At 31.5% G+C, this 18,186-nt stretch carries 22 protein-coding genes; 8 read left to right on the plus strand and 14 right to left on the minus strand.

Features of this window, described 5'->3' with window-relative positions:
- Positions 1–25: 25 nt before the first annotated feature.
- The 4 genes from J2Z43_RS03900 (at position 26) to J2Z43_RS03915 (ending at position 3,374) form a co-directional block, all read left to right on the plus strand.
- Complete coding sequence (locus J2Z43_RS03900; RefSeq protein WP_209455936.1) at positions 26–1,201, plus strand: M20 metallopeptidase family protein; 1,176 nt, start codon at positions 26–28, stop codon at positions 1,199–1,201.
- 12 nt (positions 1,202–1,213) lie between these two features.
- Positions 1,214–2,008, plus strand: a complete 795-nt coding sequence (locus J2Z43_RS03905) for a M55 family metallopeptidase (protein ID WP_209455937.1) — start codon at positions 1,214–1,216, stop codon at positions 2,006–2,008.
- A 26-nt stretch (positions 2,009–2,034) separates the two neighbouring features.
- On the plus strand, positions 2,035–2,502 hold the full coding sequence (locus J2Z43_RS03910) for a regulatory YrvL family protein (RefSeq protein WP_209455938.1): 468 nt from the start codon (positions 2,035–2,037) through the stop codon (positions 2,500–2,502).
- Positions 2,503–2,747: 245 nt separating this feature from the next.
- Positions 2,748–3,374 carry a TrkA C-terminal domain-containing protein gene (locus tag J2Z43_RS03915; protein ID WP_209455939.1) on the plus strand — a complete coding sequence of 209 codons (627 nt, stop codon included), beginning with the start codon at positions 2,748–2,750 and terminating at the stop codon, positions 3,372–3,374.
- Positions 3,375–3,476: 102 nt separating this feature from the next.
- On the opposite strand, the gene glpK is transcribed toward J2Z43_RS03915, so the two are convergent.
- The 3 genes from glpK to J2Z43_RS03930 form a co-directional block, all read right to left on the minus strand.
- Positions 3,477–4,964, minus strand: coding sequence for a glycerol kinase GlpK (gene glpK, locus J2Z43_RS03920; RefSeq protein ID WP_209455940.1), 1,488 nt, complete (start codon positions 4,962–4,964; stop codon positions 3,477–3,479).
- Between the two features lie 226 nt (positions 4,965–5,190).
- Positions 5,191–5,850: a hypothetical protein gene (locus J2Z43_RS03925; RefSeq protein WP_209455941.1), complete on the minus strand. Its 660-nt coding sequence runs from the start codon at positions 5,848–5,850 to the stop codon at positions 5,191–5,193.
- A gap of 360 nt (positions 5,851–6,210) precedes the next feature.
- A complete protein-coding gene (locus J2Z43_RS03930) occupies positions 6,211–6,420 on the minus strand; it encodes a helix-turn-helix domain-containing protein (RefSeq protein ID WP_027701747.1) in 210 nt (69 codons plus the stop codon).
- Between the two features lie 329 nt (positions 6,421–6,749).
- Between J2Z43_RS03930 and J2Z43_RS03935 the strand changes: the two genes are divergently transcribed.
- Positions 6,750–7,175 carry a helix-turn-helix domain-containing protein gene (locus tag J2Z43_RS03935; RefSeq protein WP_209455942.1) on the plus strand — a complete coding sequence of 142 codons (426 nt, stop codon included), beginning with the start codon at positions 6,750–6,752 and terminating at the stop codon, positions 7,173–7,175.
- A 354-nt stretch (positions 7,176–7,529) separates the two neighbouring features.
- The gene (locus tag J2Z43_RS03940; protein ID WP_209455943.1) at positions 7,530–7,985 is read left to right on the plus strand and encodes a hypothetical protein; all 456 of its coding nucleotides are present in this window, start codon (positions 7,530–7,532) and stop codon (positions 7,983–7,985) included.
- 162 nt (positions 7,986–8,147) lie between these two features.
- On the opposite strand, the gene J2Z43_RS03945 is transcribed toward J2Z43_RS03940, so the two are convergent.
- Positions 8,148–8,699: a cob(I)yrinic acid a,c-diamide adenosyltransferase gene (locus J2Z43_RS03945; RefSeq protein ID WP_327786918.1), complete on the minus strand. Its 552-nt coding sequence runs from the start codon at positions 8,697–8,699 to the stop codon at positions 8,148–8,150.
- A 235-nt stretch (positions 8,700–8,934) separates the two neighbouring features.
- Between J2Z43_RS03945 and J2Z43_RS03950 the strand changes: the two genes are divergently transcribed.
- Both J2Z43_RS03950 and J2Z43_RS03955 read left to right on the plus strand, forming a co-directional pair.
- A complete protein-coding gene (locus tag J2Z43_RS03950) occupies positions 8,935–9,399 on the plus strand; it encodes a MarR family winged helix-turn-helix transcriptional regulator (RefSeq protein WP_209455944.1) in 465 nt (154 codons plus the stop codon).
- Between the two features lie 27 nt (positions 9,400–9,426).
- Positions 9,427–10,065, plus strand: a complete 639-nt coding sequence (locus J2Z43_RS03955; protein WP_209455945.1) for an FMN-dependent NADH-azoreductase — start codon at positions 9,427–9,429, stop codon at positions 10,063–10,065.
- Between the two features lie 192 nt (positions 10,066–10,257).
- Here J2Z43_RS03955 and J2Z43_RS15255 read toward each other — a convergent pair whose 3' ends face one another.
- The 10 genes from J2Z43_RS15255 to J2Z43_RS04000 form a co-directional block, all read right to left on the minus strand.
- Positions 10,258–11,031: a transposase gene (locus J2Z43_RS15255; protein WP_330617446.1), complete on the minus strand. Its 774-nt coding sequence runs from the start codon at positions 11,029–11,031 to the stop codon at positions 10,258–10,260.
- An 84-nt stretch (positions 11,032–11,115) separates the two neighbouring features.
- Entirely contained in the window at positions 11,116–11,457 is a 342-nt protein-coding gene (locus tag J2Z43_RS15260) for an IS110 family transposase (RefSeq protein ID WP_330617447.1), read from the minus strand.
- Between the two features lie 265 nt (positions 11,458–11,722).
- Positions 11,723–11,860 carry an XkdX family protein gene (locus J2Z43_RS03965; RefSeq protein WP_209455946.1) on the minus strand — a complete coding sequence of 46 codons (138 nt, stop codon included), beginning with the start codon at positions 11,858–11,860 and terminating at the stop codon, positions 11,723–11,725.
- Complete coding sequence (locus tag J2Z43_RS03970) at positions 11,860–12,174, minus strand: hypothetical protein (protein WP_209455947.1); 315 nt, start codon at positions 12,172–12,174, stop codon at positions 11,860–11,862. Before J2Z43_RS03970 ends, J2Z43_RS03965 begins: the two co-directional genes overlap by 1 nt.
- A gap of 3 nt (positions 12,175–12,177) precedes the next feature.
- On the minus strand, positions 12,178–14,049 hold the full coding sequence (locus J2Z43_RS03975) for a phage tail protein (RefSeq protein WP_209455948.1): 1,872 nt from the start codon (positions 14,047–14,049) through the stop codon (positions 12,178–12,180).
- Positions 14,049–14,663, minus strand: a complete 615-nt coding sequence (locus J2Z43_RS03980) for a putative phage tail protein (RefSeq protein WP_209455949.1) — start codon at positions 14,661–14,663, stop codon at positions 14,049–14,051. Before J2Z43_RS03980 ends, J2Z43_RS03975 begins: the two co-directional genes overlap by 1 nt.
- Complete coding sequence (locus J2Z43_RS03985) at positions 14,663–15,709, minus strand: baseplate J/gp47 family protein (RefSeq protein ID WP_209455950.1); 1,047 nt, start codon at positions 15,707–15,709, stop codon at positions 14,663–14,665. Before J2Z43_RS03985 ends, J2Z43_RS03980 begins: the two co-directional genes overlap by 1 nt.
- The gene (locus tag J2Z43_RS03990) at positions 15,702–16,130 is read right to left on the minus strand and encodes a DUF2634 domain-containing protein (RefSeq protein ID WP_209455951.1); all 429 of its coding nucleotides are present in this window, start codon (positions 16,128–16,130) and stop codon (positions 15,702–15,704) included. The genes J2Z43_RS03985 and J2Z43_RS03990 overlap by 8 nt, the downstream gene beginning before the upstream one ends.
- Positions 16,127–16,438 (minus strand): DUF2577 family protein, encoded by a 312-nt coding sequence (locus J2Z43_RS03995; protein ID WP_209455952.1) that lies wholly within the window; start codon positions 16,436–16,438, stop codon positions 16,127–16,129. Before J2Z43_RS03995 ends, J2Z43_RS03990 begins: the two co-directional genes overlap by 4 nt.
- A 12-nt stretch (positions 16,439–16,450) precedes the next feature.
- Positions 16,451–18,181, minus strand: coding sequence for a C40 family peptidase (locus tag J2Z43_RS04000; RefSeq protein WP_234925960.1), 1,731 nt, complete (start codon positions 18,179–18,181; stop codon positions 16,451–16,453).
- Between the last annotated feature and the right edge of the window lie 5 nt (positions 18,182–18,186).

Consider the following 18,186-nt stretch of genomic DNA (forward strand, 5'->3'; position numbering starts at 1 on the left):
AATATACTCATAGAGAGGAAATGTTATGTTAAATATCAAAGATATATGTACTGAAATTGAAAAATGGATTATAGATGCTAGAAGAGATATACATATAACTCCAGAGCTTGGCTTAGAAGAATTTGTTACAAAAGAAAAAATAATAAAGTATCTAGATGAGATAGGTATCGATTACAAAATTTACGATGATCATACTGGTGTAACTGCATATATAGACTCAGGTAAGGAAAAAACTGTAGCTATAAGGGCAGATATAGATGCGCTTCCAATAACCGAGGATCTAAATCTTTCATATAGTTCTACAAATTCAGGAAAAATGCACGCTTGTGGACATGATGCTCACACTGCAATCCTACTGGGAACATGTAAGATTTTATACAACTTAAGACATGAGTTAAATGTAAATGTAAAATTCTTTTTTCAACCCGCAGAGGAGACGGTAGGTGGAGCTCAACTTATGATAAAAGATGGATGTATGGATAACCCAAAAGTCGACTGTATTTTTGGTCTACATGTAGATCCAAGGCTTGATACAGGATTTCTCGAGCTAAAGTATAACACACTAAATGCTTCTACAGATACAATTGATATAACAGTTACAGGTGAAAAATGCCATGCAGCCTACCCTCATTTAGGAACTGACGCTATAGTGATTGCAGCAAATGTAATCACATCTTTGCAAACTATATCCAGTAGAAATGTGGACCCACTAGATTCAGTTGCCCTTTCTATGGGTATAATTAATGGAGGTATAAAGGAAAATATCTTATGTGATAAAGTAAATATTAGAGGAACTCTTAGAACTTTAAACGAAGATGTTAGATGTTTAACAAAAAAAAGAATCATTGAGATAGCACAACTATCTTCAAAGAGTTTAGGTGGAAATGCCTGTATAAATATAGAAAAAGGCTACCCTGTCCTAAAAAACACAAATAAAATTATTGATTATGTTAAAAAAAACGCTACAGAACTGTTTGAACATGATAGAATAATAATTAGAGAAAGTGGTTGTCTTGGAGCAGAAGATTTTTCTTATTATCTAGAAATATGCGATGGTGCATTTTATCATATTGGTTGCAAAAATACCGATAAAAATATAGGGTCTCCTCTACACTCTTCTACTTTCAATATAGACGAAGATTGTTTGAAATACGGAGTTATGACACATGTTAAAAATGTTTTATCTTACACTAATAAATAGGGGGGCTATTATATGAAAATATACTTAAGTGCTGATATTGAAGGCACATGCGGTATTGTCGACTGGTCAGAAACAATTTTAGAAAACGAATCCTCAACTCAATGCAGAAATCAAATGAGTAAAGAAGTATCAGCAGCTTGTACTGGTGCCAATGAGGCTGGTGCTAAAGAAGTTCTAGTAAAAGATGCACATGATAGCGCAAGAAATATAAATCCTGCTACGCTTCCTGAATGTTCAAAAATATTTAGAGGCTGGTCAAAGGATCCACAAGTTATGGTGTCTGGGCTTGATTGTAGTTTTGATGCCTGCCTATTTACTGGATATCACTCTGCTGCATTTACCGATGGAAATCCTTTGGCGCATACAATGGATTTAGATTTCAGCCACATAAAAATAAACGATAAAACCGCTTCAGAATTTACTTTTAATGCTTATGCTTGCGCTTACCACAAAGTACCTATAGCCTTTTTAAGTGGCGATGAAGAACTTTGCAAAACTGCAAAAGAATTAAATCCTAATATAGTTACAGTACCTGTACTAAAGGGATACGGAAATGGATCGATATCAATTCATCCTAACTTAGCTGTAGAACAAATTAAAAACGGAGTCAAAGAATCTCTTCAAGGAGATTTATCAAGACATTTAATAGAACTACCTAAACACTTTAAAGTTGAACTTAGATATAAAGAACACTACAAAGCATTTAAAGCATCATTTTATCCAAATATGAAAAAAATAGATGCTCATACAGTACTATTTGAAACAGATGATTACTATGAGGTACTTAGAATGCTATTGTTTATATAAGTAAATACAAATCTTATTGTAAAGGGGTGATTAAAATAGGCAACAAGAGAAAAATTCCTTTTTCAGAGTTTCTTTACTTAATTATGGTATTTGCCTTTTTCTTCGGACTGTCCTTTATTGTATTCACATTTGTAGGTATAGGATTTTTATCATTCCTTGGTTTTGAGTATGAATCAATTTTTTCTGTAATTATTTTCTTTTTAATATACTTTTGTATCACAGGACCTATAGATTTTGCATGTACTACATTCTTAGATGTATTTAGATATTCAAATAGACTTCCTTACTGGCTTTATAAACTTAGCGATTTCGTATTGGATTTCACACTTACATTTTTAACTATGAATATATTGGATGAAATAATGACTTCAATAAGTATTCCATTTAGAACTGAAGTATTATTCGCTATACTATCTCATCTATTATCAGAGTGTGGTCAATACTTCAATAAAGATGGCAAGAAAAAAAAACATAAGAAAGATAGTTTTCAATAAATATAAGAGACTGAGTTCCATCTTGGTCTTTTTATATTTCAACATAATTTTACATTTTTCATTAAAACACATTACTTTATTTCAAAAACATCTATACTTTCTTTAAATTATAAAAAGATTTGTCTATATTTTTATAAAATTACAATCATAAACTAGACATATAAAATATTACATTATACAATGGAAATAAGGACATTTAAATTAAGCCATATTTAAGTGTTATATTATTATGCAAGGAGGATGTTATGGACAACAATTATACCATGCCAATATACCAAAAAATAGCTTTGGATGTTGCAAACAAGATTTATACTGGTGAGATTAAAGAAGATACGATTTTATACGGTCGTTCTATTCTTGCCGGAAAATACAACGTCTCTCCTGAAACTATCAGAAGGGCAGTAAAAATATTAGAAGATATTGATGTCGTTAAAAGTGTGAAAGGTAAGGGTGTTATAGTTTTATCTTCTGAAAAGGCTTACTCATTTATAAAGAAATACCAAGATATAACTAATATTTCTTCGTACAAGTCTACTCTTAGAGATTTAATTGATAGTAAAGCTGATATAGATGTTAAAATTATTGATACTATTGGAAAAATTATTGATTATTCTAATAGACTCGAAATAATTAACCCTTTAGTTCCTATTCAATTTGAAATTAAGAGTGATTGTAAATATATAGGCGACACTGCGGCAAACACAAATTTCTGGCAGAATACAGGCGCTACTATTGTAGCAATTAAAAGAGGTGAAGAGCTTATAATTTCACCAGGACCTTACATAGAGTTCTTGGAGGGTGACATAGTTCTTGCCGTTGGAGACCAACACATATACAATTCAGTTCCTATGTTTTTATATGACAAAAAATAGTCATACGCTGGAGGGTGTACGAGTTTATTGATAATTAGACATAAGTCTATATATCATTCAATCTGTTCGTATGCTCTCCAGCTTTTTATATTTAAAGTAGTCTTACCCCAACGATCTCGAGATAGCCTTCTTCCATCCAGCATACTTATCATCTCTTACACATTCATTCATCTGAGGGTTAAATTCTCTCTTAATCTTCCAATTTGAGCTTATCTCATCTTTATCATTGTAAAAACCTACAGCAAGACCAGCAAGATACGCTGCCCCCAAAGCTGTCGTCTCTACAATCTCAGGCCTAAATATTTTTACATCCAAGATATCTGATTGAAACTGCATTAAAAAATTATTATTACTAGCTCCACCATCTACTTTTAAAGCTTTAAGATCTATACCCGAGTCATCCTGCATAGCTTGAAGTACATCCTTAGTTTGATAAGCTATAGATTCTAAAGTTGCCCTTATAATATGCTCTTTCTTAGCCCCTCTAGTCAATCCACATATAGTTCCTCTAGCGTACATATCCCAATATGGTGCACCAAGCCCAGTAAAAGCTGGCACCACATACACTCCATTTGTATCCTCTACTCTACTTGCATACTCTTCGCTCTCTTCAGCAGTATTAATAATGTTTAATTCATCTCTAAGCCACTGAATTGATGCCCCGGCGACAAAAATACTTCCCTCAAGTGCGTAGTTAATCTTTCCGTTAATTCCCCATGATATTGTAGTGAGAAGTCCATTTTTAGATCTAACTGGTTTTTCACCAGTGTTCATAAGTAAGAAACATCCTGTGCCATAGGTATTTTTAGCTGTTCCTTCTTCATAACAAGTCTGCCCAAATAGAGCTGCTTGTTGATCTCCAGCGCATCCCGATATAGGTATTTCTGCACCTGCAAGCATATGATCATCAGTATATCCATATAGATAACTCGATGGCTTTACTTCAGGTAGCATACACTTAGGTATGTCTAACTCGTCTAAAATTTCTTCATCCCACTCTAAAGTATTTATATTAAACATCATAGTTCTAGATGCGTTTGAAAAATCAGTTACATGCACCTTTCCACGCGTCAAATTCCAAATAAGCCAAGTGTCTATAGTTCCAAATAACAAATCACCCTTTTTTGCTCTTTCTCTAGCTCCATCTACTTTATCTAATATCCACTTTAATTTAGTAGCAGAAAAATAAGCATCTATTAAAAGCCCTGTTTTTTCTTTTATTTTATCTTCTAAACCTCTATTTTTTAAATCATCACATATCTCAGAAGTTCTTCTACACTGCCATACAATAGCGTTGTACACAGGTTTTCCAGAGTGCTTATCCCACACTACAGTAGTCTCCCTTTGATTTGTAATTCCAATAGAAGCTATTTCATCAGGTCTAATACCTGCAGTCTCTATTACCTCTCTTAGAACACCACTCTGTGATCCCCAGATCTCCATTGCATCGTGCTCGACCCAACTTGGCTTGGGAAATATTTGAGAGAATTCTTTCTGCGCCACTCTTACTATTTCGCCTTCTCTATTGAAAATTATAGCTCTAGAGCTCGTAGTTCCTTGGTCAAGAGCCATGATATAGTTTTTTTCCATAACAACTCTCCTTTGATTTTATTTTAAGAATAAAGTTTATCTATGTTTATTTTACACTAATTTATTATAAAAACAAAAAATTATCTTAAGAGAGTAAATTTCTACTTAAGATAATTTTTCATTCATTTATTTATTATTATTCGTTATTTAGTAAATATTATTTGCTATTTTTTCATTCATTTTATTTGTTTTCTCGCGTTTTCTCATATTTAAATTCTATTACACCTTACTCTGCAGTAGCCTTAGAGCTGTTTGCAAGTGCTAAGATTAGCCCAAGCGCAATTGAAGCAAATGCAGAGGCAATTACCCTGTACTCTGTTGGGAATAAAAATACTATTGTATGACATGGAATCCAGAAAAACGGAATAGTTTTGAACAAACTAAAGTTTACATAAGTAAACCAATCTATCCTATCAACAATCTCCCTCAAAGTGATTTTATGGACTTCAGTTGTATATTTAGTATCTATATATGTATCTGTAAATTTGTGGAACATAAATATTACTGGTGATAGTATTATATTCATCACCATACTTGTAAACAGAGCCTTAAAGAATATACTTCCCTCTAGAGGCAACATCCCCTTACCTTGTGCAAATGCAACACCCGCTGGAAATATTGAAAGAGCCAAAGTTGTCACTACCCCTATAAATCCCCAGACTACTGCTCTTTGTAGAAATCCAACTGGCTTTTTGTAATAACCTGATGAAACCCTAGCTCCCAATAAGTCTCCCATTGTAGCTAGAACAGCAAACTTAAAAAATCCCCCAATATACGGATGTGCTTCTGTTACATTAATAAATCCTTCTCTACTGCTAGGAATTGCTAATATAGCTATAAATACAAGTAAAACGCCTATCCATATAAAATCCCCTTTTCTTAACAATACATCACTTCTCCTTCTGATTTACAAATTTAATAATTTATATAAAACTAACTATTCTATAGCTTTATACGAAGTAAATACATTATTTGAATATTGATATGCTAAGACTAAAGTTGTCATTTTGATATCTTTGTATCGTTTTATAAAAAAGCTGCTTACATATTAGTAACCAGCTTTTTTATAATGAACTATAAATATATTATATCTCAATTATTTTTACATAGATAGAACTATTTTTCTTAATATTGCGACAAATTTCCAGATCATTCTATTTCCATATAGGTATAAAGAACCATCCGTAATTTTCTTTAGCTCCATTTACTATATTGTATGTATTTATACTATAATTTTATTGTCTATTTATAGCAAATCAGGATCATCTAGTCCTATTTTTTTGTAAATTAAATGTCTGTACTTCTTACCAGATCTTCTGCCACTAAGTATGTCCGTCAAATAGTTTTCGCTCACTCCTATATCCTTTGCAAGTTCGCGCTGTGTCATCCTTAATTCGATAAGTCTCTTTTTCACGTTTATCCCAAACATAGGTATATCTTTTTTTCTAGCCGTCAATTACAAGACCTCCTTAATACAATTCATATAAAAACTAAGTGTGAATTTTTTATAGTATTTAAATAAAGCCCTTCTGCGCATAATTCTGCCAACTGTATATTTCTATATACTTTAGTAAATATTATAAAAAAACATCAAAATAAAACTTTCCCTATTTGATGTAAATATATGCTAAAATTATGATATGAATTCGTATCAATAACTACATTATAATGTCAAAACGACTTTAAGTCAATACTTTTTTAGTCATTTAGACTTTATTTTGTAAAAAATACTGTATTCAGAAATTATATCAAAGTCAAATTGACTTTTAAAAGAAAGGGGTCACTATGGATACATTAGGAAAAAGGATTGCTAAGCTGAGAAAAGATAATAACCTAACTCAGGACAAATTAATGAAGATTCTAGATTTTGACAATCTAAGTAAATATGAAAAGGATTTAAGAGAACCTAATTTCACAATTCTGAAATCTATTGCTAGGTATTTCGATGTAACTACTGACTACCTGTTGTGTTTAGATGAAGAACCAAAGAGAGTTAGCTTTGTGAAAGAGGATAATGAAAAATATCCATCTATAAAAATTACTCATGATGAGGAAAATCTTTTAAAACTATTTAGACAACTTCGCGAAAAGGATCAAATAAAAATTGAAGGTATGATTGAGCTAAAAATTTTTGAAAGCCAAGAATTAGAAAATACTATCACCGAGGATATATGTGATAATGAAAATACTTGTGAGAGTGATGAAATATAAAGTTTAAATCTTATTTTTCGCCTTGTATGACACGATCTCACCTCAAATATAAACTACATAAAATTATTATATCAGTTATTTTAAATATAAATTTAGCTGTAATATTTACTTAAATCATATTAAAATTGCTTATTTAGCTACTATAATAGTATTTATTTATAGAATAAATATTTTAAATCATATATTTGTTCTTCGATCATTTTCTTTTCTGCAAATATATGTTAAAATATCTATTATGTTTTGCTTTACATCGATATAATTTTAAGTGCATGTGTAAAAAATTGTACATGCGCTAGGAGAAAAAATATCGTCATTATAACTAAATTATTTTTTAATTGGATTAGGAGGATTAACATGGGCTTTAAGGACAAATTCGCACAGTCATTTGCTAGATCTAAGACTATGAGCGGCCCTGAGAAAAAGGCTAACGAAATTATCGGGAAACTACTTATGAAAAAGGCTATTATCCCTATTGTTTTAATGTTTATAGTGCTATTAGGAGGTAATTTCCTTAAGATTAATGGATGGATTTTACTTGGTGTAAATATCTTAGTAGCTGTTGGAGCATTCTTCTACATAAGAAGCTCTAGCAAGAAGTACCAAAACTTCAAACCTTACGCAGGCAATCTGATAAGTCTTGATAAAAAGGGCAAGAAAGATTTTGTTGCGATAATTAAACAAGGTAAACAACCTATTAAACTACAAATATCTTACGGCGGTGAGGATCTTCAAAATCTTAAGAAGAATCAAATTGTTCAGATTAGCTACAACCCAGAAGCTAAAATAGCTGTTTTAGTTAATAAAATGTAATTTAAGAGCTGTAATCAAGCGATAGTAATCGATTTTGATACAGCTCTTTTTATTTAATTTAAGCTTATTTTATTAAGCTCGTTTTCATTGTTTAAGTTAATACAATTCAAAGTTGTATTATAACTTTAAACTAACTACAGTAATTCGATTCTATACAGGGCCTTAAAGTTTTCTATTATCTTCTGTATTTGAACTTCTATGCTCTTCTAATCTCGCAAGAGCATATATTGTATCTGACAATCTGTTTATATACTTCACAACTTCCGGTCTTACATCTTCAGTCCTCTTTAATTTAACCACACATCTTTCAGCTCTTCTTACTATAGTTCTAGCTACGTGCAAAGCAGACGAAGATAAATTAACCCCTGGAATTACGAAATAAGTCTGAACTCCAACTATTTCAGTACATTCATCGACTATTTTTTCTAATGCTGTAACATCTTCTTCTGTTACTTTGTCGCTATCTTTTAGCATCTTAAATCCCCTATCATCGCTCGCAAGCTCTGCTCCAACACTAAAGATCTTTCTCTGAATTTTATCTATATATTCTTTAATTTTTTCATCTGTAATTTGTGAGTACGCAAGACCTAACATTGAATTTGCCTCATCTAAAGTTCCATAACTCTCAACCTTTAAGCTATCTTTTTTAACCCTATTTCCACCAAACAAACTTGTCTGACCTTTATCTCCTGTTTTTGTATATAAATTAGCCACTGCTATCACTCCTGTCATTTTTCTTTTATTTATCACTTAAATTATTTTATACCCACTCAGGTTAATTGTATAGATTTTTTTGATATAAATTTATTCCATAATTAAGTAAAGCTTAAAATTTCAATGTATTTTATTGTGGTTATTGCGAAAATGCATTAGTTGATAATTTTTATCATTTAATATTGACTTTCGATCATTTAAATAGTAAAATAGTTTCCAAGAAACAATATTTGGGGTGATTAGTATCAATACTGAAAAAGTTTTAGCCAGTCTATTTAAATTTCTTAGAAGAAGAGAGAAAACTAAGGAAGAAACAAAAAAAGTTATACAAGAAATTTCAAAGAAAATTGACTTGGAGAACAACTTAACTTTATCTGAAATTCAATCTGTTTACCATATAGGTGCAAATAATGGAATCAATCAAAGTGAATTATCAGATCTAATGCTTATAACTAGAGGTGCTACATCAAAGATTTGCAAAAAGCTACAATCAAAAGAACTGATTGCTCTAAACTGCAAACGAGACAATCTAAAAGAATTTGAATTAACATTAACTTGTAAAGGCGAAAACCTTTTCAAACTTGCCGCTAAAAGGCATGAAGATGAGGTTCGACATAAGACTCAACTCTTTGAAAAATATACAGAAGAAGAACGTGAGTTTATATACAAACTGTTTGAAGATTTAGCTGAAAAATATTAAACTTAATTAACGAGAGGAAGTAAATCAATGTCAAAATTATTATATGTAACTGTTAGTCCGCTAACAGGCGAAAAATCAAAATCAATGAATGTTGGAGATCATTTCTTAAATGATTGGAAAGCCAACCATCCTAACGATAATGTAGAAACATTAGATTTATTTAAAGGCGATATCCCATTTTTAAACCAAGATATATTTGATGCTTGGTCAGTATTGAAAAGTGGTGAATCAGTATATACTTTACCAAAAAAAGATCGAGAAAAAGTTAGAAGAAATGATGAATTATTAAACCAATTTATGGAGGCCGATAAGATAGTTTTTGTAAATCCTATGTGGAACCTATTCTTCCCTCCAGTTTTGAAAGCTTATATAGATATTTTATGTGTTGCTGGAAAGACATTTGCTTACACTGCAGAAGGTCCAGTTGGTCTTTTAAAGGACAAGAAAGTTCTTCACATACAATCAAGTGGTGGAGTTTACGACCGTTCTGAAGGTGCTCCTATTGTTGATTTTGGTGACGCTTATTTAAAGCATATGATGGGATTCTTCGGTATATTCGACTACGAAGCTATTCATATTGACGGGATTGATGCCGCACCTGATAAGAAAGATGAAATTATGGGTGCCGCTAAGGATAAGGCTTCTGAAATTGCTAAGAAGTTTTAGTTTATAAAATACCAGCTCAGATAATCTGAGCTGGTATTTTAATTTAATTATTTTTGCAATAAAAACCTGCTAAGTAAAATCAAGTTCTTATAGCAGGTTTTTTTATTAATTTTTTTGCCGTTTATTTGCATTAAAATTAAGACTAAGAAGATTTCACTTTTTAGCCTTCTAATCAATTATTATTTTTGTATATTAAGCAGAGTAAATCTCTTTAACTTTTGCATAATATATTCTTAGAAATTTATTTAATGCTGCTATTTTGGCAACTTTTGAAGGTTTCCCTTCCGATTCTTTTTTAATCATAAATAGATATACTGGATCTTCTTGAGGTTTACAACTTTTTATACACTTCATCGTTTCATAACCAGTCTTTCTTAATAGTGCAGACCCCCGTTTAGATATCCTTCGTTTTGTTCCTTTAAAGTTTCCAGATTCATAAGGCGGAGCATCTATACCAGCGTAAGCAATTAATGATTTACCATTTTTAAATCTCCTTACATCCCCAATTTCAGCAATTAACTTAGGAGCAAGTGTTTCTCCAACCCCTAGCATATTCCTAACAATTTCATACTCTTTTAATCCTTTTGCTAAATCCTTCATCTGTGTTAAAATTAGTGTGATAGTTTTCTCTATCTCTTTGAGAACTCTAACAGATTCTAGTACTAACATTTTGGTAGATGGTGTACTAGATGATATTATTGGGATTCCATCTAACGCTAACGCATAAATCTCTTTAGCCTTAGTTTCACTTTGACGGTATCCTTTTTTCTTTGCCCATTTAAGATAATGGATAGAGAATTGCTTTTCACTTTTCTTAGTTATATTATCAAAATGCCAATACTCTTCAACAAAGTCATTTAACTTATCCCTATCGGGTTTAGAAGAATTGCTTCTTAGTAAATTTTTAATGCCAGGCATTGTTTTATCAAGAATATTACTAAGCATTAATTTGCTTTCTACTCTCATTTTTATGTAATGAGAATATTGTCTTCCAAGTAACTTAAGCTCTAAATACACCTCATCGGTTACTTTGAACTTCTCTAAACGAAACTAATTATCTATTCCATAGTTTGCTATTTTCGCTGAATCTAACTTGTCAGTTTTACCTTTTCTTAGTGTCATTGATACATACTTTTTCATTACTAATGGATTTATTACAGATACAAAGATGCCCTTTTCTATTAAGTAACTAATCAGTGGCAAATGATATGAACTAGTCGCCTCCATTATAACCTTTGTTTCTTCATTAAAGTTAAAAATAGTGTTTGTCAAATTTAAAAGATCTGTTTCGGTATGATTAATTTCATATGGTGAATTAATCACTTCGCCATATGGCTTTAATATACATACAGTACTTTTTCCTTTTGATACGTCAATTCCTACACTTATCATGCGATCACCCCCAATAAATATATTGTAATTGTAGACACCTGCACTTATTACAATTCATTTTGGTTCGTTACACGAAAGCCCTAGGGTTTCAACCTGCTTAATCGAATCTTTATAATAAGGAGATGTTTAACAGTTTTTATTCCGGATGTGGTTAATCCAAAAAAACTATCGTCAAACAAATTACACCTATATTATAAATTAAAATAAGTGCAAATGTCTCATCGTTTCTGATGTAAACAATTACACTTTTATCGTACCAAAAAGACTACTTAGTATAGTCCTTGCTCGTTATTTCCTTATATTCTGTTTCTGTTATCTTATTTAAATCTACTGCTAGTTTGACTTGTGATATTGTCCATAACTTATTGTTATAGAAGTAATTTATATTAAAATACCAATTCATTAGTTAGTACCTCCTTGCAATTGCATGAAATATAGATCTGCTACTTGTTTTTCTAGCACTTTTATTTTATCTTTTAGTGATTCCTCTTCGTTCTTTGGAATGTCTTCATATTCAAAATAAAAAGAATTACTTTCTTTATCATATTTTAAAATTGTTTCTTTTCCTGGTATGTTTTCTCCTTCTGGAATAGTTTCTACTAAAAAACCAGTTTTTAATAATTCTTCTTCTGTTTTTCCATATCCTAATTCTATATCAAAAGGATAGAAGTGTTGCGTTGTTACTGTATTATTGTTATCAATTTTAATATATATCATTTTTTATATTCTCCTTTCTAATAATGCAATTGCATTTTTTTCGACTGTATAATTTTCTTTTATTTTCTCAAGTGTTGAAAAAGAACCACCAATAAATAAATTATTCTTATCCTTTTTATATATAGAATTTAGTTCCCTTCTTCTTTGTGGTCTTATATATTGTATATCTCCGTTAGGACTAAATACAAACATCATACCTGGTATCTCTTGTATTGCAGATGAAGAAGGTGAAGGATATGATCCAACATAAATAAAATCTTCTTCATCTATAAATATTGTTCTAAAATATGCATTATAACCATTTTCATATGACCAAATAATATTACCATTTGAATTTATTTTTCTTAATATATTATCTGTTCCAACAATATATATATCACCTCTACTATCTGCTTCAACATCTTCAATTCTTTTTGTTGTATTTTCAAATTCTTTAGTCCATATAAATTCATTATTACCATTTAATTTTGTAAGTCTATTTTTTTCATTTCCAAAATAAACATTATTATTTTTATCTGTTGTTATTGATTGAATGCTTAAACTATAAGGTGTTATTTTTGTGTTTTTTGTAAAATCCTTAGAAATTTTATAGATTTCTCCAGTACTAGAACCAATATAAAAATATCCATTACTATATACTAGACATTTCATAACTTTTTTATCTTCGACTATAGTAGTTTTAATTATTTTTCCAGTTTCATCTATTTGATCTATTCTACTTGAAGCAACTCCATATATAAAGCCATCTAAAGCTATATATTGATTATATGCAGACCCAATAAATTGACCTATATTATTTAAATCAAAATCATATTTTTGCAATCTATCTCCGACTTTAATTATTAACAGATTTTCTTTGAGTTCAACTATATTGTTGTATGAGCTTGTTCCATCGTTGACAATAATATCGGTATAAGTTGATCCTACTTTTTTTCTTCTATCTGAAAATAATTTTACATTATATTCGTTACCCCCAGAGTCCTCAGCAACCCCAACATCACCCTCCAAAATAGGCAACTTAGTCTTAATACTATCTATATTATCCGCCATCTTCTGGAACGTATCGCTACCATTTGTCGGTACATCCTTGCCAGTAACAGCGGTAGCGATTAACTCTTTCCCACTACTGACAGATTGCTTTAAATTGTCTATTTCTCCTGTGAAGTGATCGAATTGATTAGTTAAATCTGATTTTGTTGAATCAATTTTAGTATCTAAACTTTTATCCTTACCTGCTAATTCTTGTAATACGCCCTCTGTATTAGCGCTAGTAAAATTATTATTTACATCTTTTACACTTACTTTCTCAGCTGTAAGTTCAATACTATCTAGGTCACTTCTCACTTCATATATCTTGCTATTTAACTCTGTCTTAGCTGTATCAATTTTAGTGCTTACTTCTTTTCTTAAATCATTTAAATCCTTCATACTAGCAAGTATAACAGTCGGATCTATTTTTAAAGTAATAGCCGATGTGTTTACTACCATTAGAATTACTCGGACAAATAAATCCTTTACGCAACCATCATCTACAACAGGCTTGTATGTTTCTGGGTATTTACCTACAGCTAATAATTCACCTGCATTGTCAAAAAGTCCAACTTCTCTAACCGTAAATCCACCTGAATTTCCTGGTATTGCTGTTTCTACAACAATCCAGTTAGGGTTGTTTTCATCAACCTTTACATTGCTAATACTGCCTTCCCAAACTCTATTTTTTAACTCTGTCTGTTTTTCATGTGGCTCATACTGACTGCCACCACCATCTCCTAATTGCATCTTAGAAAATTGTACTTTTTCATTTAGCACTGTTGCATTTGCTATTTTACTCTTTCCTACTTCTGTAAGAATTGTGTAGTACTTTTGCTGTGCCATTAAATCACCTCTCTCGGATATATTGTTGTGTTGTCTATACTAATATCATTATTAACTCCAACTTTTATATCTGTTCTTAATTCTATATCACTTGGTAGCCAAGGATATATTGTTGTATGATCTCCACTATTGCAAATACTTGCAACGTAGCTATTGTCCTTGCTCTGCAATATCATGTTAAACCTATGCTCAAGATGACATGGTTTTATCTTTTCTACAAACTTATCTAGTTCTAAAAGAGTTTTGTAGTCTGTTTTGTTTACTATAAGGTCAAGTACAAATAAAAATTCATTTGGATACTGTCTAACTTTCGCTTCATTTTTTATGTAAGCCTCACAAATATTTTTTATTACTTCACTTGTAGTTGTTCCTCTACCTCTCATTTTAGCTTTGATATTGCTTCTTCTTACTTCATATCTAAGACTGTTATTGGTTTTTATCGATAGTATATCTTCCCAGAAGTCTAGTCCCCAAGTTGCTGTATCTACAAATAATTGATCAAAAGTCTCTGCTTTTATATTTGATAATATATCTAATTCTTTATCAAAAGAACCCTGTATCTCATAGCCTACAGGGTTGTGTTCAAAGGATGGTAGTTTATCTATTAATTTCATTAAACCACCTCTCTAATATCGATCTCTTTAACTGATGGTATCTTGTCTTCTGATACCAAAATATTTTCTGTACTTCCGTTTATTGTTAAATCTATAAAATCTTTTATACCATCGGTAAGACCTAGTATTGCACTTACTTTTGTATAAATAATTTCTTCCCTTACATTTCTAAGATAAGTGCTTATATTTTCTAAGAATAATATTTTGACTGACTCAAGTGTATATCCAGATTCAACCTCAATAGAAACAGTTATCACTACATCTAAATTAGTAGGTGTAACTACTGTCAGAGTTACTCCAATAGGCATCTCTTCTTCTATATGATCCTTTACTCTTTGAACAATTTCTTCGTCAACTGCTACATTGTCATTTCCAAGTACCATTACTTTTATATTGCCCGGGCCATCCCATCTAGGATATACTTTCACATTGTACACGCCTTCAACTTCTAAAGCCCATTGCTCGTAATGAGCTATATTTCCTGACGTGGCAGGGTCTCTTTGTAGCCTATAAAATCTATCTCTTAGTTCATCATCGTCTTCAATCTCAGTTCCACCAGTAAAGTCTTTTAAGTTTGTTATTCTTTCTATATCTCTTATTTCATCCATCAACTCAAACTCTGTGCCAGATGGGATATTATATTCGACTCCGATTTCAAGAGCTTGTACTGGACTTGTGTTTCCCTCTTCTGATCCAATTACTACATCTTTTATAACTATATACATAAGGTCATTGTACGAGATAATTGTTCCATTGCTTATTTCTCTACCTTCCTTGCCTATAAACTCAACTTCGCCTGTAGCTTCTGTTCCCATTTTTCGGTAAATACCGAACTCGTTTACTCTGGCATCAAGGAAGGTGTCATATGTCTCCTGTATAAAAGCCATTTTATGTATATTAGATAATTCTATGTACATTTTGGCCAGTTCTGTACTGGTTCCAGCTATCATATTATTTAAAAAAGAGCCCTCTCCTTTGTACAGATCTAAGTCTATATTGGATAAAGCTCTATTTTTGATTACTTCGTAGGTCTGCTTACTATACATTTACTTCCACCTCCCCGTATATAGTTGTGACTTTTACACTGGCACTTAAAACGTCTTTTTCAAAATTACTGTTAACTGTATCTACATTTGTTATATAAGGGCTAACTTCTAGCGCTTCTTTTATATATCTATTGGCTTCACTCTCTGTTAACCCTTTTGTATACCTCTGACCTATTAAATCCGATATCTCAGTTCCATAGTCCCAGCTGTATACTTCGTATTCGTATCTATTTGTCTTTATACATTTGTATATCCATACTTTTAGGGCTTCATTTCCTTCTATTATCTTAAATTTATTATTCTCAATAATAGGCTCATTTTTTTCAAAATCCCATGCAATTTCTTTAAATTTCTCTAACTTTCTACTGCTAGGTGGTCTGAAATCTTCTGGAACGGTTATAAAGGGAAATAATTCACTCATAGATTCACAACCTTATTCGTTATTATATACTTCTCACCTGATTTGATCATTATGACCTTATCGCCCTCTTCTATTCTGTCACTTATGTTATGTGTTATATTATCTTGACTAGATGATATTCTTACATCGTTTCTATCCAGCAACCATTTATCTATCATTAGGTTTTGCTTACTTAGTTCAATATTTCCTATCTTGACCATTATATCTGGATATCCTCTTGTTATAACTCCAATTAAAAAAGGATTTTCGTAGTTTACATTTCCCTCTTCTCTCATGATCCCTATTAGATCGTTGATTGCATCTGCCATAAATATCACCTCCTACACATATCTTCTTACGCTGTAGAAATCTCTTCTCGAACTAAGTTTGCTCACCTTTACTACATCGCCAGTTTGCGGTGCATGTAGATACTCTCCATTTCCAAGAAATATTCCTACATGGTGTACTGGATTTTTTCCTTTTTTAAAGAAAACTAAGTCTCCAGGCTTCATGCTGTTTTTACTTACAGACTTTCCACTAGCAGCTTGAGCTCTTGCAACTCTCGGAATATTAATTCCTATTTGTTTATGTGACCATTGAGTAAGTCCGGAGCAGTCAAATGTATTAGGCCCAGTTGCACCCCATACATATCTTTTTCCTCTCTTAGCCATAGCTACCCTTATTAAATCTGCAGCCTTTCCGGTTGCAGTATATCCTCCTATACTTCCAGGAGAGTAACCTGAACCATCGCCTAAAACAGCACTTCCATTTTTTCTACCCCAACGATTACATTCAGAACCAGAGCTCATGAGTAAGTCGAACTGATAAACTCCATTTCTGATTTTTATAGCTCCACCTCTATCGTTTACTTTATAAACTTCTCCATCCCTAGATGTACCAGTTCCCTGAACTTGAATTTTTGTTCCAAGAGCTATACTTTTAGGAGCAGCACAAGTTTTTTTAGATGGGTTAAGTCTTTTTCCCTGACAATCGTAGAATCCACCTTCCATTTTACTGTTGTGTGGATAGTATGCTGTGAATAAAGCTTTTACTTTAGTACCATTTAAGCTCATTCCACCTTCTAGTTCTTCACTTTCTATTTCGTCTTTTCCTGCTTCGTGTTCATCCATGAGATTTTGGAAGTTTAGCTTCAAATCTATAGAATACTCACCCTTTTTCCAACTGTGTTTATCGCTGTCTATATAAAAATGTCCAACTAAACCAGTGTATGAATCCTTTACCTCTACTCCATAGCCCGTAATACAATCTGTATTACCATAACCACTTAAACTACAGCTTTTTTCAACATCTTTGAATTTTTCCTCTGCCTGTTTCTTTGTATCTTCACCTTTTTTAACTTGGAGTATATCCTGAAAAGTTCCATAAAGAGGTATATTGTCTTTTTTGTATTCCGCAACTTTATTAGAACTTTCGTCTACCACTAGAACCTTATTCACTATGTCTTCAATACTCTCAGAATAGTCCGTAGACTTTATATTTACTCCCTCTTCAAAAGCAATTTTTAACTTTGTAATGCCTTTTTTTTCTAAATATAATTTATCTTGCTTAAAGAAACACATGTATTTTTTCTTGTTCTCTTTTGCTGCAATCGTATATGCCGACATTATAATTTCATATAGATTTACATCCATAAAAATTTTTGTTACCTTTATTTTTGTTTCAACTATATTTCCTACAAATAACTTATAGTCTTCAGCTATTTTATTTACTATTTTTTCTGCTGGAGTATCTGTAAAATTATATGCTCCCTTATTTTTAAGTAAATAAACGCCACGATCATAAGCTAGGTAATCGATACTGTTTTCAGAGGAATTTTTACTTCTAGTAAATACAGTACCCCTAAAAATTTCTTTTTGATTTTCATAAAATACAACTGCACTTCCAAGAGGTATATCAACACTTGCAACATTTATATCGCAACTGCTGGCCATCAACGAAAACTCAAGTTTTCTTGCACTCTGCTTGTAATCCCCACTCCAAGTTATTTTTTCCACTAATGGAGATATATCAAACTTATCTCCATTAGTTTTTATGATTATAACTTCAATCATGGTAC

Source organism: Metaclostridioides mangenotii (genome assembly GCF_017873185.1).
In the GTDB taxonomy this organism is placed as follows: Bacteria; Bacillota; Clostridia; order Peptostreptococcales; family Peptostreptococcaceae; genus Metaclostridioides; species Metaclostridioides mangenotii.

Excerpts from the sequence above, each read along its gene's own strand:
- J2Z43_RS15255 (WP_330617446.1), bottom strand. The coding sequence starts at position 11,031 with ATGAGAGTAGAAAGCAAATTAATGCTTAGTAATATTCTTGATAAAACA.
- J2Z43_RS15260 (WP_330617447.1), bottom strand. The coding sequence starts at position 11,457 with ATGATAAGTGTAGGAATTGACGTATCAAAAGGAAAAAGTACTGTATGT.
- J2Z43_RS03955 (WP_209455945.1), top strand. The coding sequence starts at position 9,427 with ATGTCAAAATTATTATATGTAACTGTTAGTCCGCTAACAGGCGAAAAA.
- J2Z43_RS03940 (WP_209455943.1), top strand. The coding sequence starts at position 7,530 with ATGGGCTTTAAGGACAAATTCGCACAGTCATTTGCTAGATCTAAGACT.
- J2Z43_RS03995 (WP_209455952.1), bottom strand. The coding sequence starts at position 16,438 with ATGGCAGATGCAATCAACGATCTAATAGGGATCATGAGAGAAGAGGGA.
- J2Z43_RS03985 (WP_209455950.1), bottom strand. The coding sequence starts at position 15,709 with ATGTATAGTAAGCAGACCTACGAAGTAATCAAAAATAGAGCTTTATCC.
- J2Z43_RS03990 (WP_209455951.1), bottom strand. The coding sequence starts at position 16,130 with ATGAGTGAATTATTTCCCTTTATAACCGTTCCAGAAGATTTCAGACCA.
- glpK (WP_209455940.1), bottom strand. The coding sequence starts at position 4,964 with ATGGAAAAAAACTATATCATGGCTCTTGACCAAGGAACTACGAGCTCT.
- J2Z43_RS03905 (WP_209455937.1), top strand. The coding sequence starts at position 1,214 with ATGAAAATATACTTAAGTGCTGATATTGAAGGCACATGCGGTATTGTC.
- J2Z43_RS03970 (WP_209455947.1), bottom strand. The coding sequence starts at position 12,174 with ATGATATATATTAAAATTGATAACAATAATACAGTAACAACGCAACAC.
- J2Z43_RS03965 (WP_209455946.1), bottom strand. The coding sequence starts at position 11,860 with ATGAATTGGTATTTTAATATAAATTACTTCTATAACAATAAGTTATGG.
- J2Z43_RS03935 (WP_209455942.1), top strand. The coding sequence starts at position 6,750 with ATGGATACATTAGGAAAAAGGATTGCTAAGCTGAGAAAAGATAATAAC.
- J2Z43_RS03975 (WP_209455948.1), bottom strand. The coding sequence starts at position 14,049 with ATGGCACAGCAAAAGTACTACACAATTCTTACAGAAGTAGGAAAGAGT.
- J2Z43_RS03980 (WP_209455949.1), bottom strand. The coding sequence starts at position 14,663 with ATGAAATTAATAGATAAACTACCATCCTTTGAACACAACCCTGTAGGC.
- J2Z43_RS03900 (WP_209455936.1), top strand. The coding sequence starts at position 26 with ATGTTAAATATCAAAGATATATGTACTGAAATTGAAAAATGGATTATA.
- J2Z43_RS03915 (WP_209455939.1), top strand. The coding sequence starts at position 2,748 with ATGGACAACAATTATACCATGCCAATATACCAAAAAATAGCTTTGGAT.
- J2Z43_RS04000 (WP_234925960.1), bottom strand. The coding sequence starts at position 18,181 with ATGATTGAAGTTATAATCATAAAAACTAATGGAGATAAGTTTGATATA.